This is a genomic window from Streptomyces sp. NPDC048352 (genome assembly GCF_040651895.1).
GTDB lineage: Bacteria > Actinomycetota > Actinomycetes > Streptomycetales > Streptomycetaceae > Streptomyces.
In genome coordinates, this window is sequence record NZ_JBEZKZ010000055.1 from 24819 (window position 1) to 47567 (window position 22749).

Annotated in this window: 19 protein-coding genes; 11 read left to right on the top strand and 8 right to left on the bottom strand. The window is 73.5% G+C overall.

Going from position 1 to position 22749, the window contains the following annotated elements; translation table 11 throughout:
• Both AB0D45_RS24725 and AB0D45_RS24730 read left to right on the top strand, forming a co-directional pair.
• A complete protein-coding gene (locus AB0D45_RS24725; protein ID WP_362462712.1) occupies positions 1 to 1821 on the top strand; it encodes a GMC family oxidoreductase in 1821 nt (606 codons plus the stop codon).
• A gap of 181 nt (positions 1822 to 2002) precedes the next feature.
• Positions 2003 to 3628 (top strand): LPXTG cell wall anchor domain-containing protein, encoded by a 1626-nt coding sequence (locus tag AB0D45_RS24730; protein ID WP_362462715.1) that lies wholly within the window; start codon positions 2003 to 2005, stop codon positions 3626 to 3628.
• A gap of 270 nt (positions 3629 to 3898) precedes the next feature.
• Here AB0D45_RS24730 and AB0D45_RS24735 read toward each other — a convergent pair whose 3' ends face one another.
• Entirely contained in the window at positions 3899 to 4162 is a 264-nt protein-coding gene (locus tag AB0D45_RS24735; RefSeq protein ID WP_361602653.1) for a chorismate mutase, read from the bottom strand.
• A 368-nt stretch (positions 4163 to 4530) separates the two neighbouring features.
• Between AB0D45_RS24735 and guaA the strand changes: the two genes are divergently transcribed.
• From guaA to AB0D45_RS24755, 4 genes are all read left to right on the top strand, one after another.
• Positions 4531 to 6129, top strand: coding sequence for a glutamine-hydrolyzing GMP synthase (guaA, locus tag AB0D45_RS24740; protein WP_361602650.1), 1599 nt, complete (start codon positions 4531 to 4533; stop codon positions 6127 to 6129).
• Between the two features lie 130 nt (positions 6130 to 6259).
• A complete protein-coding gene (locus AB0D45_RS24745) occupies positions 6260 to 7045 on the top strand; it encodes a class II aldolase/adducin family protein (RefSeq protein ID WP_362462719.1) in 786 nt (261 codons plus the stop codon).
• A gap of 94 nt (positions 7046 to 7139) precedes the next feature.
• Positions 7140 to 8396, top strand: coding sequence for a hypothetical protein (locus tag AB0D45_RS24750; protein ID WP_361602644.1), 1257 nt, complete (start codon positions 7140 to 7142; stop codon positions 8394 to 8396).
• A 19-nt stretch (positions 8397 to 8415) separates the two neighbouring features.
• Positions 8416 to 8904, top strand: coding sequence for a DoxX family protein (locus AB0D45_RS24755; RefSeq protein ID WP_362462722.1), 489 nt, complete (start codon positions 8416 to 8418; stop codon positions 8902 to 8904).
• On the opposite strand, the gene AB0D45_RS24760 is transcribed toward AB0D45_RS24755, so the two are convergent.
• Positions 8868 to 9092 carry a hypothetical protein gene (locus AB0D45_RS24760; RefSeq protein WP_361602638.1) on the bottom strand — a complete coding sequence of 75 codons (225 nt, stop codon included), beginning with the start codon at positions 9090 to 9092 and terminating at the stop codon, positions 8868 to 8870. The two genes, AB0D45_RS24755 and AB0D45_RS24760, sit on opposite strands and share 37 nt — an antisense overlap.
• A complete protein-coding gene (locus tag AB0D45_RS24765) occupies positions 9079 to 10374 on the bottom strand; it encodes a PspC domain-containing protein (protein ID WP_361602635.1) in 1296 nt (431 codons plus the stop codon). The genes AB0D45_RS24760 and AB0D45_RS24765 overlap by 14 nt, the downstream gene beginning before the upstream one ends.
• Before the next feature lie 131 nt (positions 10375 to 10505).
• Between AB0D45_RS24765 and AB0D45_RS24770 the strand changes: the two genes are divergently transcribed.
• The 3 genes from AB0D45_RS24770 to AB0D45_RS24780 all read left to right on the top strand — a co-directional run bounded on the left by AB0D45_RS24770 (position 10506) and on the right by AB0D45_RS24780 (position 13740).
• On the top strand, positions 10506 to 11801 hold the full coding sequence (locus AB0D45_RS24770; RefSeq protein WP_361602632.1) for a PspC domain-containing protein: 1296 nt from the start codon (positions 10506 to 10508) through the stop codon (positions 11799 to 11801).
• The gene (locus tag AB0D45_RS24775) at positions 11798 to 12496 is read left to right on the top strand and encodes a response regulator transcription factor (RefSeq protein WP_362462726.1); all 699 of its coding nucleotides are present in this window, start codon (positions 11798 to 11800) and stop codon (positions 12494 to 12496) included. The genes AB0D45_RS24770 and AB0D45_RS24775 overlap by 4 nt, the downstream gene beginning before the upstream one ends.
• A 131-nt stretch (positions 12497 to 12627) precedes the next feature.
• On the top strand, positions 12628 to 13740 hold the full coding sequence (locus tag AB0D45_RS24780; RefSeq protein ID WP_362462729.1) for an alpha/beta hydrolase-fold protein: 1113 nt from the start codon (positions 12628 to 12630) through the stop codon (positions 13738 to 13740).
• 12 nt (positions 13741 to 13752) lie between these two features.
• Here AB0D45_RS24780 and AB0D45_RS24785 read toward each other — a convergent pair whose 3' ends face one another.
• Positions 13753 to 14799: an NlpC/P60 family protein gene (locus AB0D45_RS24785; protein ID WP_362462732.1), complete on the bottom strand. Its 1047-nt coding sequence runs from the start codon at positions 14797 to 14799 to the stop codon at positions 13753 to 13755.
• 175 nt (positions 14800 to 14974) lie between these two features.
• Positions 14975 to 15331 carry a hypothetical protein gene (locus AB0D45_RS24790; RefSeq protein WP_362462735.1) on the bottom strand — a complete coding sequence of 119 codons (357 nt, stop codon included), beginning with the start codon at positions 15329 to 15331 and terminating at the stop codon, positions 14975 to 14977.
• An 86-nt stretch (positions 15332 to 15417) separates the two neighbouring features.
• Here AB0D45_RS24790 and pcrA point away from each other — a divergent pair, with 86 nt between their 5' ends.
• Positions 15418 to 17895, top strand: a complete 2478-nt coding sequence (pcrA, locus tag AB0D45_RS24795) for a DNA helicase PcrA (protein WP_362462738.1) — start codon at positions 15418 to 15420, stop codon at positions 17893 to 17895.
• An 87-nt stretch (positions 17896 to 17982) separates the two neighbouring features.
• Here the strand turns inward: pcrA and AB0D45_RS24800 are convergent, their stop codons facing one another.
• On the bottom strand, positions 17983 to 19467 hold the full coding sequence (locus AB0D45_RS24800; RefSeq protein ID WP_362462741.1) for a M23 family metallopeptidase: 1485 nt from the start codon (positions 19465 to 19467) through the stop codon (positions 17983 to 17985).
• A 303-nt stretch (positions 19468 to 19770) separates the two neighbouring features.
• Entirely contained in the window at positions 19771 to 20616 is an 846-nt protein-coding gene (locus AB0D45_RS24805) for an alpha/beta fold hydrolase (protein WP_362462744.1), read from the bottom strand.
• Positions 20617 to 20826: 210 nt separating this feature from the next.
• Between AB0D45_RS24805 and AB0D45_RS24810 the strand changes: the two genes are divergently transcribed.
• On the top strand, positions 20827 to 21231 hold the full coding sequence (locus AB0D45_RS24810; protein WP_361602608.1) for a cobalamin B12-binding domain-containing protein: 405 nt from the start codon (positions 20827 to 20829) through the stop codon (positions 21229 to 21231).
• A gap of 163 nt (positions 21232 to 21394) precedes the next feature.
• Here the strand turns inward: AB0D45_RS24810 and AB0D45_RS24815 are convergent.
• A partial coding sequence (locus AB0D45_RS24815; RefSeq protein ID WP_362462747.1) for a DUF5691 domain-containing protein occupies positions 21395 to 22749 on the bottom strand: 1355 nt, incomplete at its 5' end.

Genomic DNA, 22749 nt, shown 5'->3' on the forward strand with positions numbered 1-22749 from the left:
GTGCCGCACGACGACCAGTACGACTACGACGTCATCGTCATCGGATCGGGTTTCGGAGGGTCCGTCTCGGCACTGCGCCTCACCGAGAAGGGCTACCGGGTCGGCGTCCTGGAGGCAGGGCGCCGCTTCACCCGTGAGGAGCTGCCCCGCACCAGCTGGGACCTGCGCAACTACCTGTGGGCGCCCGCCCTCGGGCTGTACGGGATCCAGCGCATCCACCTGCTCGGCAACGTGATGGTGCTCGCGGGCGCCGGGGTCGGCGGCGGCTCGCTCAACTACGCCAACACCCTGTACGTGCCGCCCGCCGCCTTCTTCGAGGACCGGCAGTGGGCCTCCATCACCGACTGGCGGGCGGAACTCGCCCCGTACTACGACCAGGCCAAGCGGATGCTCGGCGTACGGCTCAACCCGACGCTCACCCCCTCCGACGTCCACCTGAAGGCCGTCGCCGAGAAGATGGGCGTCGGCGACTCCTTCCACATGGCCCCCGTCGGCGTCTTCTTCGGCGACGGCGCGGACGCCGACGGCCGGCCGAAGGCCCGGCCCGGCCAGGAGGTCGCCGACCCCTACTTCGGCGGCGCCGGACCCACCCGCAAGGCCTGCACCGAATGCGGCGAGTGCATGACGGGCTGCCGGCACGGCGCGAAGAACACCCTCAACGAGAACTACCTGCACCTCGCCGAACGGGCCGGCGCCGTCATCCACCCCATGACCACCGTCACCGCGCTCGCCGAGCACCCCGACGGCGGCTACCGGGTCCGCACCGTCCCCACCGACCGGCGCCGCACCGCCCCCAAGGGGCACAAGGGCCCCAAGGGCCGCGCCACGGTGCTGCGCGCCCGGTACGTGGTGGTCGCGGCGGGCACCTACGGCACCCAGACCCTGCTGCACACCATGAAGGACCTCGGCGAACTGCCCCGGATCTCCGGCCGGCTCGGCGAGCTGACCCGGACCAACTCCGAGGGCCTCGTCGGCGCCCAGACCGACGACCGCCGCTACCGCAAGCGGCACGGCGCCGGAGCCCGGGCGGACTTCACCCGCGGCGTGGCCATCACCTCGTCCGTGCACCCCGACGCCGACACCCACATCGAGCCCGTCCGCTACGGCAGGGGCTCCAACGCCATGGGGTTCCTCACCGTCCTCCAGGTGCCCCACGCCCGGCACCGGGTCCGGGCCTGGTTCGCCCGCAGCGCCACGCACCCGGTGCAGCTGCTGCGCTCCCTGTCGAACCGGCGCTGGTCGGAGCGGACCATCATCGGGCTCGTCATGCAGTCCCTGGACAACTCCCTGACGACCTACCGCAAGCCCGGCGGGCTCGGCAAGGGGCTGCTCACCGCCCGCCAGGGCCACGGCGCACCCAACCCGGTGCAGATCGAGGAGGCCACCCGCGCCGCGACCCTGCTCGCCGAGGAGATCAACGGCTTCCCGGGCAGCAACGTCGGCGAGCTGATGGGCACCCCGCTGACCGCGCACTTCCTCGGCGGCTGCCCGATCGGCGCCTCGCCCGAGGAGGGCGTGGTGGACCCGTACCACCGGCTGTACGGACACCCCGGCATCTCGGTGGTCGACGGCTCGGCGGTCTCCGCCAACCTCGGGGTCAACCCGTCGCTGACCATCACGGCACAGGCGGAGCGGGCGATGTCGTACTGGCCCAACAAGGGCGAGCCGGACCGGCGGCCCGCGCAGGGAGCGGCGTACGAGCGGCTGGAGGCGGTGGAGCCGATCCGTCCGGCGGTGCCCAAGGAGGCCTTCGGCGCGCTGCGGCTGCCCTTCCTCGCGGTCCCCGAAGTGCCGTCCAGGCAACCGGAACCGGAGCGCTGACGCCGCGAGAACGACGACGGCGAGTACCGCGCTCCCCCTCCGAGCGCGGTACTCACCGCGGTACATGAGTGGACAGGCGGTCGCCGAAAAAGGTTGTACCGGAATCCTTTGCCGGAGGCTGTGGTGTCGGTCACACGGTCGAGTGCGCAACCGCGAAGGCGGTCCGGGGGTCAAGGGGGGCATGAGACAGCGCATCTCCCTGCTGGCCGCGTGCGGCCTGGTGGCCGTGGGGCTGACCACCCCCACCGCGATGGCCGCCGAATCCGCGGATCCAGTCCTCCGCCTGAACGGCCCCGCCGCCCTCGCCCTGCGGCAGGGCTCCCCGCAGCCGGTCGCCCTGCACTACGGACTCCTCGACGCCGACACCTTCGGCGGCGAGTCCGTCCTCACCGTCGACCTCACCAAGCTCGCCGGCGTCGCGTCCGTGAAGGAGGCGGCGGGGGGCAAGAAGTGTGAGGACAAGGGCACCACCCTCGTCTGCAAGGACAAGGGCCCGCACTCCGGTGTCGACCTGGAGGCCGTCGCCGTGAAGGACGCCAAGGACGGCGTCTCCGGGGTGCTCACCGTGACCGGCACGGCCGCCGGGGCCACGATCACCCCCGCCTCGACCACCCTCTCGGTGGGCGGCCCCGACCTGGTCATGCGGAAGCTGGACCTCAAGAAGGACCCGAAGCCGGGCGAGAGCCAGGCCCTGCCCCTCGCCTTCAGCAACGAGGGCACGCTGCCGGCGAAGGGGGTGGTCCTGGAACTGGAGGCCACCCACGGCATGGAGTTCCCGGAGCGGTACGACAACTGCACCTACCGCACCACCCGCACCTCGACCACCGCCGTCTGCACCGTCGAAGGGGACTTCGAGGCCAAGGCCGCCTACGAACTGGCCGGGGACAGCCCGCTGCACCTGAAGGCCGGTGCGAACGCCCTGACCGAGCGGTTCGGCTACGGCATCTACCCGGCGCCCACCCCGCAGCAGGCGACGGACGCCAACGCCAAGGGCTCCGTCGCGGGCGGCGCCACCGCCTCGGGCCGCAAGCTCGTCGCCCGCAAGAAGGCAGCGCCCGCCGCCGCCTCCCTGCACGGGCCGGACCTGAACCTCGCCGACAACAAGCGCGTCATCGAGCTCTCCGTGCCGAACAAGGCCGACTTCGCGGCCGAGCCCCTCACCGTCAAGGGCGCCGCCGGTACAACGGTCAAGGCCGTCGTCACCGCACGCAACAACGGTCCCGCCTGGGTCACCGGCACCGGCAACGACCCCGCGGCCGTGGTCGACGTGGCCCTCCCCGAGGGCATGAAGGTCCTCACGGCTCCGGCGGCCTGCCGCGCCGTGCAGCCGGAGCAGTACCGCTGCGCCGGCGGGACGACCGTGCTGGAGAACGAGAAGCTGGAGTTCCCCTTCGAGCTGAAGATCGAGAAGGCCGTCAAGGACGCCAAGGGCGCCATCACCGTCGGCCGCCTCGGCGCGAAGGGCGACCCCGAGAGGCACGCCTTCGACCCGGTGCTGGCCAACAACCAGGCCCCCTTCACGGCGAACCCGACGGTCACCCCGACCAAGTCGCCGAGCCCCTCCCCCTCCGGGAGCGCCTCGCCGAGCGCCTCCACGAGCGCCTCGCCCACCGCGGGGAGCAGCACCGGCTCCACCACGGGCAACGGCAACAACGCCTCGGCCGCCGCCGGCCGCAGCGGCGGGCCGCTGGCCTCCACCGGCAGCACGGCCGGCCTGATCGGCGTCGCGGGCGCCGGCCTGCTCGCCGTCGGCGCCGCGCTGTACCTGTCCTTCCGCCGCCGGGCGGGCGGCGGCGCGCACGCGTGACCGCGTGAAGGCAGGCGAAAGACGAACGGCCGGCCCGGGGCGTCCCCCGGGCCGGCCGTCCTCATGGGGTGACCGGGCTGCTGTCCCCTGCCGTCCGGTCACACGCAGGGAGCGAGGTCCCACGACGCGCGCCGTCGGGCGTCGCGCCTCATCGCTCCCGTGGAGCCACGCGTGGTGCTGCGTCCCGCGCCTGGCTGGCACGGACAACCTCACCAACGAAGGCCTCCCGGGCCGGTCACGCTCCGGACGGGTGAACGGGCGCCCGCGGGGTCAGACCCGGCCCCGGCACAGCTCCAGCAGGGTCATCGCCAGGGCGGTCCCGGGCTTGCCGAGGGCGTCGCTCCAGTGCGAGAGCACCTCCATCTCGCGCGAGAGGTGCACCCGCCTGCCGCCCGCCCCGATCCGGGCCTCCTGGATGACGGCCGAGACGGCCATCCGCTCCTGGATCAGCCCGATGATCCGGTCGTCCAGGGCGTCGATGCGCTCGCGGGAGCCGGCGATCAGCTGCTCGGGGGTGGTGGTCATCGTGGTCATGGCGTTTCTCCTGTGGTCGGTGGTGGCCCGCAGGAGCGGAAACGCGGAGCGCCCCGGTCCGTGCGGACCGGGGCGCTCTGGGAAGTCAGCGGCTCAAGCGAGCATCACACGGACCCATGGCGACCGGACCGGCCGGTGCCATAGGTAAAGAGGAAGCTCAGCTGCTTGCGCATGGTGTGGATTATGGCCCCCGGCCCGCGCTCGGGCCAACCGGGCCCGGATGCTGAGACGCCCCGGCGGTGACGCGGTCCCGTCACGCCCAGGCGCCCCGGCCGTGACGTGGGCCTCGGATGGTGCGACAAACCGGCGGTCGGCGCCACCGGTAGAATCGACAAAACAGCCACCTCTTTCCGCCGGAAGGCCGTCCCGTGCCAGAAGCACCCTCCGCCGCCCACGACAGCGCCCCGGACACGGTTCTCGTCGTCGACTTCGGCGCCCAGTACGCCCAGCTCATCGCCCGTCGTGTCCGCGAAGCGCGGGTCTACAGCGAGATCGTGCCCAGCACGATGCCCGTGGCCGAGATGCTCGCCAAGGACCCCAAGGCGATCATCCTCTCCGGCGGACCGTCCTCCGTGTACGAGGAGGGTGCCCCGCGCCTGGACGACGCCGACGGCCTCTTCGGAGCCGGCGTCCCCGTCTTCGGCATGTGCTACGGCTTCCAGCTGATGGCGACGACCCTCGGCGGCACCGTCGACAACACCGGTGCGCGCGAGTACGGCCGTACCCCGCTCGCCGTCTCCAAGAGCGGCTCGACCCTCTTCGAGGGCACCCCCGAGAACCAGTCGGTGTGGATGTCCCACGGCGACGCCTGCTCCGCCGCCCCCGAGGGCTTCACGGTCACCGCGTCGACCAACGTCGTCCCCGTCGCGGCCTTCGAGAACGACGAGAAGCGCCTGTTCGGCGTGCAGTACCACCCCGAGGTGATGCACTCCACGCACGGCCAGCAGGTGCTGGAGCACTTCCTCTACCGGGGCGCGGGCCTGAAGCCCACCTGGACCACCGGCAACATCGTCGAGGAGCAGATCGCGGCCATCCGCGAGCAGGTCGGCGACAAGCGCGCCATCTGCGGCCTGTCCGGCGGCGTGGACTCCGCGGTCGCCGCGGCCCTCGTCCAGAAGGCCATCGGCTCCCAGCTGACCTGCGTGTACGTCGACCACGGCCTGATGCGCAAGGGCGAGACCGAGCAGGTCGAGAAGGACTTCGTCGCGGCCACCGGCGTCCAGCTGAAGGTCGTCGACGCCCAGGAGCGCTTCCTGAACGCGCTGGCCGGCGTCTCCGACCCGGAGACCAAGCGCAAGATCATCGGCCGCGAGTTCATCCGCGTCTTCGAGCAGGCCCAGGCGGAGATCATCGCCGAGGCCGAGGGCGGCCCGGACGTGGCGTTCCTGGTCCAGGGCACCCTGTACCCGGACGTCGTCGAGTCCGGCGGCGGCACCGGCACCGCCAACATCAAGTCCCACCACAACGTGGGCGGCCTGCCCGAGGACATCGAGTTCGAGCTGATCGAGCCGCTGCGCCAGCTGTTCAAGGACGAGGTCCGGATGGTCGGCCAGGAGCTCGGCCTGCCCGAGGAGATCGTCCAGCGCCAGCCCTTCCCCGGCCCCGGCCTGGGCATCCGCATCGTCGGCGAGGTCACCAAGGAGCGGCTGGACCTGCTGCGCGAGGCCGACGCCATCGCCCGCCACGAGCTCACCGCCGCTGGCCTCGACCGGGAGATCTGGCAGTGCCCGGTCGTGCTGCTCGCGGACGTCCGCAGCGTGGGCGTGCAGGGCGACGGCCGCACCTACGGCCACCCCATCGTGCTGCGCCCCGTCTCCTCGGAGGACGCGATGACCGCGGACTGGACGCGCATGCCGTACGAGGTGCTCGCGCGGATCTCCACCCGGATCACCAACGAGGTGCCGGACGTGAACCGCGTGGTGCTGGACTGCACGAGCAAGCCCCCGGGCACCATCGAGTGGGAGTAGTCCCCACCGCTGCCTGACGGAAGCCGCCGCCCCCCTCCGTGGGGGCGGCGGCTTCCGCCTTTCCCCTGGCCACTTGACGGCCGCGCCGGTACCTTGCGCCGCGCACGCCGCAGGAGCCTGAGGAGGGCGCATGCCGGATCAGCCCGTACCCGTGCCGGTGGACCGGCTGGCCTTCGAGATGCCGCCCGTCCACGCCGACCCGGCCGAGGAGCGCGCGTACCGCAAGGAGCGGCTCGCCGGGGCGCTGCGGCTGCTGGGGCGCCTCGGGTACGAGGACGGGGTCTCGGGGCACGTCACCGCACGGGATCCCGAGTACGAGGACTGCTACTGGGTGAACCCCTTCGGCCGGGCCTTCGCGGGGCTGCGCCCGGGGGACCTGCTGCTGGCCGACGGCGACGGGCGGGTGCTGGAGGGCGCGCGGCGGGTCAACGAGCTGGCCTTCGCGGTGCACGCCGCCGTGCACCGGGCCCGGCCCGAGGCGGTCGCGGTGGTCCGTACGCAGGCCCCGTACGGCAGGGCGCTGGCCTGCCTCGGCGAGCTGTTGGCCCCGGTCACGCAGGAGGCCTGCGCCTTCTACGAGGACCACGCGCTGCTGGACGAGTACCCCGGGGACGGCGCGGCGGACCCCGCCCGGATCGCCCGCGCCGTCGGCCCGTACAAGGCGCTGATCCTGCGCAACCAGGGACTGCTGACGGTCGGCGGCTCGGTCGACGCGGCCGTCTGGTGGTTCATCGCCGCGGAGCGGGCCGCGCAGGTGCAGCTGATCGCCCGGACGGCCGGGAAGCCGGTGACCGTCGGCCACCGCGCAGCCGTGGCCACGCGCGAGCGGTTCGGCGGTGATCTCGCCGCGTGGGTGAGCTACCAGCCGCTGTGGCAGACGGTCGCGGACGGTGGCGTCAACATCATGAACCGTTAATCACCTGCTCTGACATCGTGCGCAATCCGGAGCACTGCCGCAGTGGTGCACAATTCGCTGGCATCGCACCGTAGTTCAGAGAGGCGGCACGCACGTGGCTGTCCAAGAGATGTCCCGGAGTTCCCATACCGCCGTCTGCGCCTGCGACGACTGCGCACGGGAGGGGCACCGCAGAGCGGTCGCCGCCTTCCTCGAGAGACGGGACGAGTTCGCCGCCGGGCAGGGGGTGCCGGCCGCGGTCGCCCACTCCCTCGGCGCCTCCCGCCAGTGGGTGTCCGACGAGCTGGCCCTGTCCGCCCGCACGGTCGCCGACCGGGGCCGGGAGGCCGGCAACTCCTGGCTGTACCTGTTCTCGCGGCGGGCCGTGCTCGCCCTGTGGATCGCCGCCGGGGTCCTGCTGCTGGTGCAGGTCGGCACCGCGGTCGGCACCGGCTGGTCCACCGCCCGCACCGCCGGGCTGCTGGCCGCGCTGGTGCTGGCCGGGCTGCTCACGGCCGCCGCCCGGGCCCAGTCGGTGCGCGGCGGCCTGCTGGCCCCGATCGTGGGGGAGGACAACCGGCTGTCCACCTCGAAGGCGGTGCCGAGCGCCTGGCTGGTGCTGACCGCGTTCGCGGCGCTGCTGCCCGCGCTGCGGCTGGCCGCCTCCTCGCCCGGCCCCGAGCGCCAGGCCCTGTACCAGGGGTTCGCGCTGGGCCGGGCGCTGCCGCTGCTGGCGGTGGTCGCGCTGACCTCGGCGGTGGCGGTGCTGGTGCGCCGGGTGGTCTCCGTACGGATCATGCGGCAGCGGCTGCAGAAGCTGCCGGCGGACCGGCCGCGCGGGGTGGACCTGCTGACGGACGACGACGGCCGCGGCAGTTTCCCCGACGCGCAGTACGTGCTCGTCTCCACCGTGGTGCTCGCCTACGCGGCGGTGTCGCTGGCCCGGTTCCCCGACCGGCTGCCCCAGCTCCCGTGGGCGCTGGCCATGCTGGTGGCGCTGTCGGCGGCCGTGTACCTCGCGGCGAAGTACGCGGAGGGGAGCCGCCCGCTCGTGCTGTCGGTGGTCCGCAGGCGCGAGCCGGGGGACCTGGACGCGGCCGTCCGGCCCGGCGACGACATCGAGATCCGGGGCGTCGGCTTCGTGCCGCCCGGGGCGCAGACGCCGGAGATGCTCGCCCGGCTGGTGGTGCGGATCGGGGCGGTCCACGTGCACGTGCCGCTGGTCCCGGTGGCCGGCGGGTTCACCAACCCCTCCGACTCGGTGCTCACCGTCCCCGTGCCCGCGGAAGTGGAACCGGGCCGCGTGGACATCCAGGTCGTCACGGCCGCGGGAGTGGAATCCAACCGCTGCGTCGTCGACGTGGCCGAGTGAAGCGGGTAGACATGGGGGCGTGACCCGAACTGACGCCCCATCCGGGCAGCGGACCACCCCGCTCAAGGAGCGGGCCACCCGCTACGCGCTCCTCCCGCTGAGGATCTTCCTCGGCGTGACCTTCGTCTACGCAGGCGTCGACAAACTGACGGCCGCCGGCTTCCTCGCCGAGACCGGCAGCGGCTCCATCGGCGAGCTGATGCGCGGGGTGCGCGACACCTCCGCGGTCCCGGCCCTGGTGGACCTGGCCCTGAAGGCCCCCGTCGGCTTCGGCGCCGCCATCGCCATCGGGGAACTCCTCGTGGGCCTCGGCGTGCTCGCCGGGGTGCTGACCCGGGTCGCCGCCGCCGGCGGACTGCTGATCTCGCTCAGCCTGTGGCTCACCGTCTCCTGGGCGGTGACCCCGTACTACTACGGCAACGACCTGGCCTACCTGATGGCCTGGACCCCGCTGGTCCTCGCGGGGGCGCCCTACTGGTCGTTCGACTCGAGGGTCCGGTCGCGCTGATCCCGGCGCACGGCGTACGTGACCACCCCGACCAGGGCGGCCAGCGTCAGCCCGCCCAGAGCGAGCGGCACCACCAGGAACCACGGCACGTCCGTCTCGCCGGCCGCGTCGAGCAGGTAGAGCACGCCCGCGGCGGTCAGGACCAGCCCCGCCAGCAGCCGTCCCGGCTGGAACTCATGACGAGGCACGGGCCACCTCCAGCTGTCCCACGCCCGCGTCCAGGCGCAGCTCGATCGTCCCGCCGGCCTCGGTGCCGGCGGCGGGGGGCAGGGTCACCCGGCGGGTCTCCCCTTCGCTCCTGACGCGTATGTCCGGGCCGCCGTCACCGGGCAGCTGGATGTCGCCGAGCCGGACGGACAGGTCGGTCTTCGCGGTGACCTCGCGGGGGAGGACCACCTTCAGCCGGCCCGCCTCGATGGAGGCCCGTACGGACACGGTGGCGCCCCTGGGCACGTCCAGGCGGCTCAGGTCCAAGGTCGCCAGCCCCGTCCCCGCCCGGTACGCGGGCCGGACGTCGGCCACCGCCGCCGGGCGCCAGGCCACGTCCCGCCAGTCGGTGCCGATCTCGCGCGGCAGGGCGACCGCCCCCGCGAGCAGCCCGGCGGTGATCAGGCCGAGCAGGACCGTGCCGAAGCCGGTGCGGCCCTTGACGGAGCTGACCGCCAGACCCAGCCCGAAGACGGCGAGCGCGGACGCCAGGCCCACCTGGAGGGCGTGCCCGAGCGTGCTGCCCTCCCACACGGAGGCGGTGCCGGCCGCTCCCGCCAGCAGGGCCAGCACGAACACCCGGCCGCCGATGCCCCCGCCCGCCCGCGCGGGCGCGCCGGCCCGGGGCTGCGCCGGAGCGGTGTCCGGCCCCGCCGGGCCGGGGTCGCCGTCGTCCGGGCCCCACAGGTAGCCGGAGGAGCCGACCGGGCCGGTGGTGCCGTCCTTGACCAGCGGGTCCCGCCACCAGGAGGGGCTGCCGGGCACCGGCGGCGCCAGCGTCTCGGGCGGCGCCGGCCGGTGCGCGGCGGGCGCCTGCGCCTCCGGGACGGCGGTGCCGCGGTGGCGCCGGGCCCAGTGGGAGGCCCCGCCGAGCGCCAGGACGACCAGGACGGAGAAGGCCCCCATCACCCCGTTGTCCACCATCGACAGGAACAGCGCGCAGCCCACCAGGGCGCTGAACACGGCGGCCAGGGTGGCGCCCTCGACCCGGCCGGTCAGCAGCCGCTTGCCCTCGCTGTCCTCCTCGCCCTCCAGGGGGAGCAGCAGCCACGCGAAACCGTAGAAGATCAGGCCGACGCCGCCGGTGACGGCGAGCACCCCGAGCACGATCCGGAACACCACCGGGTCCAGGTCGAAGTAGCGGCCGAGGCCGCCGCAGACGCCCGCGAGGACCTTGTCGCGCCTGCTGCGGCGCAGGAGCGGCCGCTCCGCCGGCGGGGGTGCCCCCGGATCCTCGGGCGGGGCGTCGTGAACGTCGGTCATGCGTCCATGGTGACGGGCGGCGCGGGCCGCCGGCACCGGGCCCGACCCTGGCGCAACCCTGATATCCCCCCTACCGAACTGGGGGGACGCCCTGATGCCCGGCCGCGCCCGTGCGTGTGACCCTTGGTGACATGCCCGTAGCCGCCGCCCCACGCGTCCCGCACCCAGCCGAACCGGAAGACGTCCCGCAGCGCAAGCTCTACCGCAGCGCCGACGGCCGGATGCTCGGCGGTGTCGCGCGCGGTCTCGCCGGGCACCTCGGGCTGCCCGTGCTCTGGGTCCGGCTCGCCTTCCTCGGCATGTTCATGTTCGGGGACGGGCTCGGCGTACTGCTCTACGCGGCGTTCTGGGTGTTCGTACCGCTCGGCCAGGGCGGCAAGACCGGGCACCACTCCTTCTTCGAGACCCTCGGCGACGGCACCCGCCGGCTGCGCAAACCCGACAAGGGAGCGGTCTCCGGGCTGATCGCGCTCGCCGTCGGGGTGGGCATCTTCGTCTCCCAGCTGCGCGTCGGCGGCGCGAGCGGCCGCTACGTCTGGCCCACGCTGCTGGTCGGCGCCGGCGTCGTCCTCGTGTGGCGCCAGGCCGACAACGCACGGCGCGCCCACTGGAGCGCAGCCGCCGGACGCCAGCGGCGCCTCCTCCAGGCCGCCCGCGCCCTCGCCGGGGTGCTGCTGGTCGGGGTGGGCCTGACCGTGTTCATCGTCGTACGCGGCTCCGCGGCCCAGCTCGGCAACCTGCTCACCGCCGTCCTCGCCGTCCTCGTCGGCATAGCCCTGCTGGCCGGGCCCTGGCTGATCCGCATGACCCAGGACCTCTCCGAGGAGCGCCTGATGCGCATCCGCGCCCAGGAGCGCGCCGAGGTCGCCGCGCACGTCCACGACTCGGTGCTGCACACCCTCACCCTGATCCAGCGCAACGCCGAGGACGCGGGGGAGGTGCGCCGCCTCGCGCGGGCCCAGGAGCGGGAGCTGCGCAACTGGCTCTACAAGCCGGAGGGCACCGGCAAGGACGAGGCCGAGGAGCCGGCCACGCTCGCCGAGGCCGTGAAGAAGACCGCCGCCGACGTCGAGGACCACCACGGCGTCCCGATCGAGGTGGTCGTCGTCGGCGACTGCCCGCTCGACGAGCGGCTGGGCGCCCAGGTCCAGGCCGCGCGCGAAGCCATGGTCAACGCCGCCAAGTACGGTGGCGAGGGCGGCGCCGTCCAGGTGTACGCCGAGGTCGAGGGCCAGACCGTGTTCGTGTCCGTACGGGACCGCGGACCGGGCTTCGACATGGAAGCGGTACCGGACGACCGCATGGGCGTACGAGAATCGATCATCGGCCGGATGCAGCGCAACGGGGGGACCGCGGTGCTGCGGTCGGCGCCCGACGGCGGCACGGTAGTCGAGCTGGAGATGGAGAGGGCGGCGAAGGCAGCATGACCGAGGACAACAACGCGACCACCGGCGGCGAGACCAGGAGGGCGCGGGTGGTGCTCGTCGACGACCACCGGATGTTCCGCACCGGCGTCCAGGCCGAGATCGGCGACACCGTCCGGACCGGGGTCGAGGTCGTCGGCGAGGCCGCCGACGTGGACCAGGCCGTCACCGTCATCACCGCCACCCGGCCCGAGGTGGTCCTCCTCGACGTGCACCTGCCCGGCGGCGGCGGCGTCGAGGTGCTGCGGCGCTGTGCCCCGCTGATGGCGGCCGCCGAGAACCCGGTGCGCTTCCTGGCGCTGTCGGTGTCGGACGCCGCCGAGGACGTCATCGGGGTCATCCGCGGCGGTGCCCGCGGCTACGTCACCAAGACCATCACCGGCGCCGACCTGGTGGACTCGGTCTTCCGGGTCCAGGACGGGGACGCGGTGTTCTCCCCCCGCCTGGCCGGCTTCGTCCTGGACGCGTTCGCCTCGACGGACGCCCCGCCGGTGGACGAGGACCTGGACCGGCTCACCCAGCGCGAGCGCGAGGTGCTGCGGCTGATCGCGCGCGGGTACGCGTACAAGGAGATCGCCAAGCAGCTGTTCATCTCGGTCAAGACGGTCGAGTCGCACGTCTCGGCGGTGCTCAGGAAGCTCCAGCTCTCCAACCGCCACGAGCTGACCCGCTGGGCGACGGCCCGCCGGCTGGTCTGACGGGATCCCGGCCCGGACCGGTCGCGTGCTCTCCGGCCCGGTCCGGTGCTCTCCGGCCCGGACCGGTGTGATCCACGCCGCAGGTCGGCAGGGCAACCGGAGGGTGGCGCACCCGACTCTTGGGTGGCGTGATGAGCCTGACCGGGACCCCCCTCTTCGCGACGGCGGTCGTCCTGACCGTGACCGCCGTCGTCCTGCCGCTGGCCGTGTGGAGCAAGGTGCGCGGCCCGGCCGCCGCACGCGTCGCCACCCGCGGGCTGATGGTGGTGTTCGCCCAGGCCACCGCCGTCGCCCTGGTCTTCCTCGCGCTCAACCGGGAGATGAACTTCTACGTCTCCTGGGGCGACCTGATGGGCACAGGGAAGTACGTGCAGGCCGCCCCCGACCTCGGCCCGGACGGGCTCGGCGGCAAGAAGGCCGAGCAGGTCAGGCAGGAGCCGAAGGTCCGCCAGGAGTTCGTGCCCGTCGAGGGACTCGGCGGGCGGGTGAAGAAGACCGAGCTCGACGGCAAGATCTCCGGGGTCAAGGGCGACGTCATGGTGTGGCTGCCGCCGCAGTACGACGACCCCGCCCACAAGGACAGGAAGTTCCCGGTGGTCGAGCTGATCCCGGGCATCCCCGGCACGGGCAAGTCCTGGTTCCAGGGGCTCAAGGCGCACGAGGTGCTGGAGCCCCTGATGAGGGAGGGCAAGGTGCAGCCCTTCATCCTGGTCTCCCCGCGCGCGATGCTCCTGGGCAACGGCGACACCGGCTGCGCGAACATCCCCGGCAAGGTCAACGCCGACAGCTGGTTCAGCGTCGACGTCCGCAAGATGGTCACCGACAACTTCCGCGCCTCCGACGACCCCCGCACCTGGGGCGTGGCCGGGTACTCGGCCGGCGCGTACTGCGCCGCCAAGCTGGCGATCCTGCACCCCGACCGCTACGGCGCGGCCGTCTCCCTGTCCGGCTACAACGACCCCGGCCAGGAGCCCAGCTCGCTGGTCGCCCAGGACCCGGAGCTGCGCCGCACCCACAACCTGAAGGCGCTGCTCCAGGCCCAGCCCGCGCCGCCGGCGGTCGCGCTGTGGATGTCGGGCGCCGAGCAGGACGGGTACCTGTCGGGCACGGACCTCCAGGGGCTCGCGAAGAGCCCGACCACCGTGCACGCGGAGAAGGTCACCGGCGGCCACAACCTCGACGCGTGGTCCAAGCAGCTGCCGCAGACGTTCGGGTGGCTGAGCCGGCAGGTCAAGACGCCGTAGCGGGGCGCGGCCCTACGCGGGACGGGACGCGCCGGCCCAGGGCATGGAGTCGACGGGCGCCAGCCGGACCGTGGAGCCGGGGCGCGGGGCGTGGACCATCTGGCCGTTGCCGACGTACATGCCGACGTGGGTGACCCCGGAGTAGAAGAAGACCAGGTCCCCGGGGGCGAGCTGGTCCCGGGAGACCCGCCGGCCCGCGTTGATCTGGGTGTAGGTGGTGCGGGGCAGGGACACCCCGGCCGCGCGCCACGCCGCCTGGGTCAGGCCCGAGCAGTCGTACGCGCCCGGTCCCGTCGCGCCCCAGACGTACGGCTTGCCGATCGCCCCGTAAGCGAAGGCCACCGCGCGGGCGGCGCGGGAGCCGTCGGCGGGGGGAGGCGGGGTGCCGTGGGCGGCCGCGGGGGCGGCGGCGCCGGCGGCGCCCGGCCGGGCCTCGTACGCCGCCCGCTCCTCGGCGGTGAGCCGGGCGAGCAGCTGCCGGGCGGTGGTGAGCTTGCCCTCGATGACGGCCTTGTGCCCGGCCAGCTCCTGCCGGCGGGCGCGCAGGTCCGCGAGCCGGCCGGCGGCCTGGTCGCGCAGCTGCCCGACCTCGTCGAGCCCGCGCTTGACGGAGGCCACCTCGGCGGCGGTGCGGTCCCCGGCCCGGGTGAGCATGCCGGCCCGGTCCAGGTAGTCCTGCGGGTCGGAGGCCATGGCCAGCTGGAGGGCCGGGCCCAGGCCGCCGCTGCGGTACTGGGAGGCGGCGAGCGCGCCGAGCGCGCTGCGGGCCGTGTTCAGCCGGTCCTGCTTGCGGGCGGCCTCCTCGCGCAGGCCGGTCAGCGCCCGCTCGGCCTCGTCCGATTCGGCCTTCGCCCCGTTGTAGCGCTCGGTCGCCGCCTCGGCCTCCCCGTAGAGCCGGTCGACCTCCGTCTTGACCTGGGCGGGGGTGAGCTGCGGCTCGGCGTGCGAGGTGCCTTCGAAGGCGGTGGCGGTGGCAGCGCCCGCGAGGGCGAGGGTGGCGGCGGTGCGTACGGTGCCGCCGGAGAGCGGGCGCTGCCTGGGCTTTCGATGACTGGCCACGGGGGCCTCACGTCCTTCCGCTCGTCCCGTAGGTCTTTGCGGGGAGGACGCTAGACCGGAAGGTAACGGTCAGATGACGAGATGATCGGAACTGGCCGTGTCCGACCGGGGTTGGTCTCGGCTGACCGGTCGGTGCCGGAGGAGGCGAGGAATCATTGCCGGACGACGCGACGGTTCAGTGCCAGAGGACGGCGATGAAGATGTTGGCCACGGTCAGCCCGCCGACCGTCGCGAAGACGCCCTTCTCGACGTGCTCCTCGTCGCGCTTGACGTAGACGAGCGCCAGGACCACGAACAGGACCGCCAGCTTCACGCCTATCTTGACGTGGTTCAGGGGCGCGCCGTCGCCCATCTCCCTGAAGCCCACCAGCAGCACACCGGTGACGAGCATGGTCAGCGCGCCGTGCAGCATCGCGGGCACGAAACGCGCCGTGCCCGCGCCCATCGCCTTCATCTGGGTCAGGAAACCGCCCAGGAGCGAGGCGATGCCGATGATGTGCAGGCCGACGAAGATGTGGGTGAGAACGGTCATGCCGACGAGCGTACGGGCACCGGTTTCCCGCGGATTTTCCGGGGGCGGGACCGGCTGTCGGTCCCGCCCCCTAGACTCGGAAGGCGATGAGCAGCCTCTTTGACGACAGCTTCCTGGCCGACCTCACCCCCTCCGACGAGGTCCCGCCGCCGCCCGAGGAGCACGCCGAGCCGGAGCCCGGCGCGGACGACCTCTTCGGGGGCGCCTTCGACGTGCCCATGAGCGGGGACGCGTACTACCGGGACGGCGCCCCGCGCCCCGTCATCGACCCGGCGACGCTCCTGGACGGGCTCAACGAGCAGCAGGCCGCGGCCGTGGTGCACGCGGGCTCGCCGCTGCTCATCGTGGCCGGCGCCGGCTCCGGCAAGACCCGGGTGCTCACCCACCGCATCGGCCACCTGCTGTCCGCGCGGAACGTCCACCCCGGCCAGATCCTGGCGATCACCTTCACCAACAAGGCCGCCGGTGAGATGAAGGAACGCGTCGAGAGCCTGGTCGGCCCCCGCGCGAACGCCATGTGGGTCTCCACCTTCCACAGCGCCTGCGTCCGCATCCTGCGCCGCGAGTCGAAGCGGCTCGGCTTCACCTCGTCGTTCTCGATCTACGACGCGGCCGACTCGAAGCGCCTGATGGCGCTCGTCTGCCGCGACCTGGACCTGGACCCGAAGAAGTTCCCGCCCAAGTCCTTCAACGCCAAGATCTCGAACCTGAAGAACGAGCTGATCGACGAGGACGCCTTCGCCGCGCAGGCCGCCGACGGGTTCGAGAAGACGCTGGCCCAGGCGTACGCGATGTACCAGGGGCGGCTGCGCGAGGCCAACGCGCTCGACTTCGACGACATCATCATGACCACCGTCCACCTCCTCCAGGCCTTCCCGGACGTCGCCGAGCACTACCGGCGCCGCTTCCGGCACGTCCTGGTCGACGAGTACCAGGACACCAACCACGCCCAGTACACGCTGGTGCGCGAGCTGGTCGGCCCCGGCTACCCGGACCTGCCGCCCGCCGAACTGTGCGTGGTGGGTGACGCCGACCAGTCGATCTACGCCTTCCGCGGCGCGACGATCCGCAACATCCTCCAGTTCGAGGAGGACTACAAGGACGCGACGACGATCCTGCTGGAGCAGAACTACCGCTCCACCCAGACGATCCTGTCGGCCGCCAACGCGGTCATCGAGCGCAACGAGAACCGCCGCGCCAAGAACCTGTGGACCCAGGCCGGCACGGGCGCCGTGATCACCGGCTACGTCGCGGACACCGAGCACGACGAGGCCCAGTTCGTCGCCGACGAGATCGACCGGCTCACGGACGCGGGCGAGGCCAAGGCCGGCGACGTCGCGATCTTCTACCGGACCAACGCCCAGTCGCGCGTCTTCGAGGAGATCTTCATCCGCGTCGGGCTGCCCTACAAGGTCGTCGGCGGCGTCCGCTTCTACGAGCGCAAGGAGGTCCGGGACGTCCTGGCCTACCTGCGCGTCCTGGCCAACCCCGAGGACAACGTCCCCCTCCGCCGGATCCTCAACGTCCCCAAGCGGGGGATCGGCGAGCGCGCCGAGGCGATGATCGACGCCCTCGCGCTGCGCGAGAAGATCACCTTCCCCCAGGCGCTGCGGCGCGTGGACGAGGCCTTCGGGATGGCCGCGCGCTCGACCAACGCCGTCAAGCGGTTCAACGTGCTGATGGAGGAGCTGCGCACGATCGCCGACTCCGGCGCCGGCCCGGCCGTGGTGCTGGAGGCGGTGCTGGAGCGCACCGGATACCTCGCCGAACTCCAGGCCTCCACGGACCCGCAGGACGAGACCCGGATCGAGAACCTCCAGGAGCTCGCGGCCGTGGCCCTGGAATTCGAGCAGGGCCGCGAGGAGAACAACCCGGGGACGCTGGCCGAGTTCCTGGAGCAGGTCGCCCTCGTCGCCGACTCCGACCAGATCCCGGACGAGGACACCGACGGCAGCGGCGTCATCACGCTGATGACCCTGCACACCGCGAAGGGCCTGGAGTTCCCGGTGGTCTTCCTGACCGGCATGGAGGACGGGGTCTTCCCGCACATGCGCGCGCTGGGCCAGACCAAGGAGCTGGAGGAGGAGCGCCGCCTCGCCTACGTGGGCATCACCCGGGCCCGCGAGCGGCTGTACCTGACCCGCTCCAGCATGCGCAGCGCGTGGGGGACGCCCTCGTACAACCCGCCGTCGCGGTTCCTCGAGGAGATCCCGGCCGAGTACCTCCAGTGGAAGCGCACGGGCGCCGCGCAGAAGCCGGCGGGGCCGGTGCGCGGTTCCGGGTACGGCTCGTCCTCCGGGAAGGCCGCCTTCGGGACCTCGCCCGAGGCGTTCCTGTCGTCGTCGCGCACGAAGTCGGGCCCGTCCGGGTTCGCCACGCGCCGGGCCGCCGACAAGCCGGTCGTCGCCCTGTCCGTCGGGGACCGGGTCACGCACGACCAGTTCGGGCTGGGGACGGTCATGGAGGTCCAGGGGGCCGGCGCGGAGGCGCAGGCCACCGTGGACTTCGGGGACGCCAAGCCGAAGCGGCTGCTGCTGCGCTACGCGCCGGTGCAGAAGCTGTAGGGCCTCTCGGGCGTCCTGCGCCTCTCGGGGGTCCTGCGCCTCTCGGGCGTCCTGCGCCGGGGGCCCGGGCCAGGGCCCCTCAGGGGGCTACGTCGGGTCCAGGCCGTGGCTGCGCAGCCACGACAGGGGGTCGACCGCGGAGCCGCCGCCGGGCCGTACCTCGAAGTGGAGGTGCGGGCCGGTGGAGTTGCCGGAGTTGCCGGAGTACGCGATGACGTCGCCCGCCTTGACCTTGCCGGACCGGATCTTGGTGCTGCCGAGGTGGCAGTACCAGGTCTCGGTGCCGTCCGGGGAGGTCACTATGGCCATGTTGCCGTAGGCGCTGTTCCACTGGGTGCGCACGGTGCCGTCGGTGGCGGCCATGACCGGGGTGCCGTAGGAGACGGGGAAGTCGATGCCGGTGTGCACCGACATCCACATGCCGCCGGCCTGACCGAAGCTGGCGCTCAGGCCGCGCTGCGCGACGGGGACCGAGAACTTGGGGCGGGCCGCTTCCTTGGCCGCGGCCTCCTCGGCCCGCTTCTTCTTCTCTTCTTCCTGGCGCTGCTTGAGGTCGAGGCGCTCCTGCGTGCGGCTCGCGCGGTCGGCGAAGTCGCCCGCGTCGGCGCTGAGCGCCGCGAGCTGCGTGTCGAGCTTGTTGTTGGCCTCGACCGGCCGCACGGAGGCCGGGTCGGGGGCGGCCATCGTGGTGGTTTCCTCGGCCGGCTTGTCGGCGCCGGTGAGCCCGCCGACGGAGGCGGCGGCCACACCCGCGACGCCCATCACGCAGGCGGACGGCACGGCCACCGTCAGCAGGGCGGACCGCTTGGCCGGGCTGCGCCGACGGCTGCCGGCGGCGCTGCCGCCGCCGCCCTTGGCCGCGTTGCCCCTGCCGGTGGCCCGGCGCCCGGCGCGGGGGGTGGTCGCCGCCGGGGTGACGGGTACGGCCTGCGTGGGCAGGTCGTGCACGAGGCCGTCCGGCGAGCCGGGCTCGTCCTCGGCGTCGACGGCCACGGGCTCGAAGACGGAGGTCTCGTCGTCGGCGTACGGATCGGCGTCCGGGTAGCCGTCGGCTTCGGCGTCGGGGGTTCCCGTGTACGCGGGGACGACGGTGGTGGCTTCGTAACCGGCGGCCGTGGCCCCGTCGGCCGCGCCCCCGTTCCAGGCGGTGGCGTCGTAGCTGCCGGTGTCCTGCCCGTAGCCGGGGAGGGTCCAGTGGCCGGTCTGCTCCGTCGCGGTGGCGTCGTAGCCGTAGGAGTTCGGCTGGTACTCGGCGGCCGCCGCGTTCCAGGCGCTCGCGTCGTACTGGCCGGTGGTGTCCGCGGGGGCGCTCTGCGCCGGGACGCTCGAGAGGTAACTCTCCGGCGCGGTCCAGGCGGTGGTGTCGTACGCGCCGGTGTCGGCGGCGGACTGGTAGGCCCCGTACGCGTCGTACGTTCCGTAACTGCCGGAAGCGGCGTAGTCGGTGACGTACTGATATCCCTGGCCCTGCGTTTCATAGGACGCATAGGTCTGGTCACCAGCGAAAGTGGTGGTGGAAAGGCCGTCGTACCCCGAATCGGGGTACTGGCCCGACGTCGGGCGGTCGTTCACCAACTTCTCTTTCGCCTCGGCAGTGGGGGCCTGGGTGGCCGGGGAACTCAAGGTTCACCGGAGGAGAGCAGTGGCGTGACTGTACCCGGCGGTTACTCGTCACGACAATCTTCCGGGGGTTTCGTCCTCAGCGGAACCGGGCATTCGGCTGTCTTTCGGTCGCTGAAAGACCGAGCCTTGGCCTTGAGTTCGAAATTCGTTCGACTGTGGGTCCACCGGTGTTGTAGGACTTCCCGGCCACGGGGCCTGTTCCGGCCCCTGATGCGGCTCCTGATGCGGCTCCGGTCCTGGTCCTGGTCCCGGTCAGACGACCTGGCTGTGGCCCTCGGTTCCCGTGGCGCGGGCGGCCTCCGTGGTGCGGGGCGTGCCGTCCGCTGCGCGGACCGGGCCGTCGAGGGCGCGCCGGACAGCGGTGATGACGGCGGGATGGACGGGGAGGGCGAGGTGGCCGATCCCGGTGACCTGCACGTTCGTCGCGTCCAGGTCGGGGTGCTGGACCCGGGCCGTTCCGGTGGGCGCCATCAGCGCGTCGAACTCGCTCCAGAACGCCACGAACCGGGTCAGGCAGCCGGGCGCGGGCGCGCGCAGCTCGGTCATCACCTCGGAGTCCGGGCGCATCTGGCGGACCAGGGGGTGCGCGTCCATGAAGGGGGCGACCCGGGTGCCGCCGTGCGGGGTGCCCAGGGTGACCAGCGTCCGCACCCGCGCGTCACCGCCGAGCCGCTGGACGTAGTACCGCGCGACCAGCCCGCCGAGGCTGTGGCCCACGAGGTCCACCCGGTCCTGGCCGCTGCGCTCGCACAGTTCCTCGACGCGCCGGGCGAGGTGGCGGGCGGTCACCCGCAGGTCCCGGGTGAAGGGGGAGTGGTTGTACGTCTCCACCCGCCGCCGGCCGCCGGCGCCGAGGGCGCGGCGCAGCAGGACGAAGACCGAGCGGTTGTCGGTGAAGCCGTGCAGGAGGAGGACGGGCGGCGGCTGCCCGGCGGACCGGGCGGCGGCCTGGCCGGCGGGCTGGTCGGCGAGCCGTTCCTCCAGGATCCCGGTGGGGTAGAGGAGGAGGTGCCCGGCGAGCACCGCCACCTCCAGGACCGCGGCCCGCAGGGCGGCGCCCGTCCGCGGCACGGGCAGCGGTGCGATCGTCAGCCCCATGGACGGCCTCCCCCTGGACCTCTCGGGTGCGGGCCCGTGCTGCCGACGCGGCCCCGCCACCGTGCCGCGCGGCTGTCGGCGCGGTGGCGGGGCGACGGGGCGGTGATGAATCAACGGCGTCCCACGTGTGATTTCCCCCTCCCCGTTGACCGTGAAACGGTGCGGTGCGCAATGCTGTACTTAACGTTCGTTCACTCGGGAGGCAGTGCGATGGGTGTGACCGGTCCGATCCGTGTGGTGGTGGCCAAGCCGGGTCTCGACGGCCACGACCGCGGCGCCAAGGTGATCGCGCGTGCGCTGCGGGACGCCGGTATGGAGGTCATCTACACCGGCCTCCACCAGACCCCCGAGCAGATCGTGGACACCGCCATCCAGGAGGACGCGGACGCCATCGGCCTCTCCATCCTCTCCGGGGCGCACAACACGCTGTTCGTCCGCGTCCTCGAACTCCTCAAGGAGCGCGACGCGGAGGACATCAAGGTGTTCGGCGGCGGGATCATCCCGGAGGACGACATCGCCCCCCTCAAGGCCAAGGGCGTTGCCGCGATCTTCACGCCCGGCGCCACCACCACCTCCATCGTGGACTGGGTCAACGCCAACGTCCGCCAGGCCTGACGCCTCCCTCCCGGGCCGGCGGGCCACCGGCCCGGACGCATCCGGGCCGGGCGCATCCGGGCCGGGCGCACCGGGCCTGGGCCCGGGCACGCTCGGGCCGAGCCCGTGCGCCGGGGCGCTGTCCGCCGTCGGCGCCGCTTCCGGTGCCCGCCCCAGCCGGGGATCAGGCGGCGGCCGGGGCCAGTTCGGCGAGCATGGCCGCGCGTAGGCGAAGGGTGGCCACCAGGCGCTGGAAGGCCTCCGCCCAGTAGGCGGCGGCTCCCGGCGAGGCCTCCGGCGGGTCCTGCGCGACGGCCGTCATGGCCTCCAGCCGGTCCGCCTCCGCCGGGTCCAGGCACCGCTCCGCGAGGCCCATCACCCCGCTGAAGCTCCACGGGTAGCTGCCCGCCTCGCGCGCGGCGTCCAGCGCGTCCACCACCGCCCGGCCCAGCGCCCCCGCCCAGGGCACCAGGCACACGCCGAGCAGCTGGAACGCCTCCGAGAGCCCGTGGGCGCGTACGAACCGGGCCACCCATTCGGCCCGTTCCTCCTCCGGCAGCGTCTCCAGCAGCTTCGCCCGCTCGGCCAGCGAAGCCGTGCCGGGACCGGCCGCGGGCGGGGCGGACGCCGGCCCCAGGAGGGCCTTCGCCCACTGCGGGTCGCGCTGGCGCACCGCCGCCCGGCACCAGGCCGCGTGGATCTCCTCCGCCCAGCCCTCGGCCACCGGCAGCGCCACGATCTCCGCCGGACCGAGCCCCCCGAACCGCTCCCGCCAGCAGGACAGCGGCGCCGCCTCCACCAGCTGGCCGAGCCACCACGCCCGCTCCCCGCGCCCGGCCGGCGGCCGCTTGACCACCCCGTCGCGCAGCATCCCCGCGTCGCACTCCGCCGGGGGCATCACCGCCTCCGGGCCCACGCAGGCCAGCGCCCGCTCCGCCATCCGCGCGGCCAGGGCCGAGCCGGGCAGCGCGGACAGCAGTTCGGCGGCCGTCGCCCGGACGTTGCGGCTGCGGTCGCCCAGTGCCGCCTCCAGGAAGGGCTCGTCCTCCTCGGACAGCCCCGCCCGCAGCGAGTCGAGGAACATCAGCCGGTCCTCAGCCCGCTCCGTGGCCCAGGTCGTGGCCAGCAGCAGGGGCGCCGCCGCCGGCTCGTGGGCCCGTACGGCGCCGAGCAGGGCGACCCGCTCCGCGAACAGCCCCTCCTCCCAGAGCCGGGCCACCGCCTCCCCGTCCGCCGGGTCGGGCAGCTCCCCGGCACCGCCCGCCGCGCCGCGCAGGGCGAACCGCCACTCCGGATTCAGCCGGGCCAGCCACAGCCCCCGCGCCCCCGCCAGCGCCAGCGCCTGCGGGCGCAGGTCGGTCCTGGCGCGGGCCGCGTCCAGCAGCGCCGGGACCAGCGCCGACGGCGCCCGGTACCCGTGCCGCGCGGCCGCGGCCAGCCACTGCGGGAGCAGCTCCGTCAGATCCGGGGCGGCCCCGCGCCGCCCACTGCCGCCGGCCGCCGCGGTCCGGCCCGCCAGAAGCTGCGCGAGCCGCCGCC

Excerpts from the sequence above, each read along its gene's own strand:
- AB0D45_RS24745 (WP_362462719.1), top strand. The coding sequence starts at position 6,260 with ATGCCGGATCAGCCCGTACCCGTGCCGGTGGACCGGCTGGCCTTCGAG.
- AB0D45_RS24790 (WP_362462735.1), bottom strand. The coding sequence starts at position 15,331 with ATGACCGTTCTCACCCACATCTTCGTCGGCCTGCACATCATCGGCATC.
- AB0D45_RS24780 (WP_362462729.1), top strand. The coding sequence starts at position 12,628 with ATGAGCCTGACCGGGACCCCCCTCTTCGCGACGGCGGTCGTCCTGACC.
- pcrA (WP_362462738.1), top strand. The coding sequence starts at position 15,418 with ATGAGCAGCCTCTTTGACGACAGCTTCCTGGCCGACCTCACCCCCTCC.
- AB0D45_RS24770 (WP_361602632.1), top strand. The coding sequence starts at position 10,506 with ATGCCCGTAGCCGCCGCCCCACGCGTCCCGCACCCAGCCGAACCGGAA.
- AB0D45_RS24810 (WP_361602608.1), top strand. The coding sequence starts at position 20,827 with ATGGGTGTGACCGGTCCGATCCGTGTGGTGGTGGCCAAGCCGGGTCTC.
- AB0D45_RS24735 (WP_361602653.1), bottom strand. The coding sequence starts at position 4,162 with ATGACCACGATGACCACCACCCCCGAGCAGCTGATCGCCGGCTCCCGC.
- AB0D45_RS24775 (WP_362462726.1), top strand. The coding sequence starts at position 11,798 with ATGACCGAGGACAACAACGCGACCACCGGCGGCGAGACCAGGAGGGCG.
- AB0D45_RS24730 (WP_362462715.1), top strand. The coding sequence starts at position 2,003 with ATGAGACAGCGCATCTCCCTGCTGGCCGCGTGCGGCCTGGTGGCCGTG.
- AB0D45_RS24765 (WP_361602635.1), bottom strand. The coding sequence starts at position 10,374 with ATGACCGACGTTCACGACGCCCCGCCCGAGGATCCGGGGGCACCCCCG.
- AB0D45_RS24805 (WP_362462744.1), bottom strand. The coding sequence starts at position 20,616 with ATGGGGCTGACGATCGCACCGCTGCCCGTGCCGCGGACGGGCGCCGCC.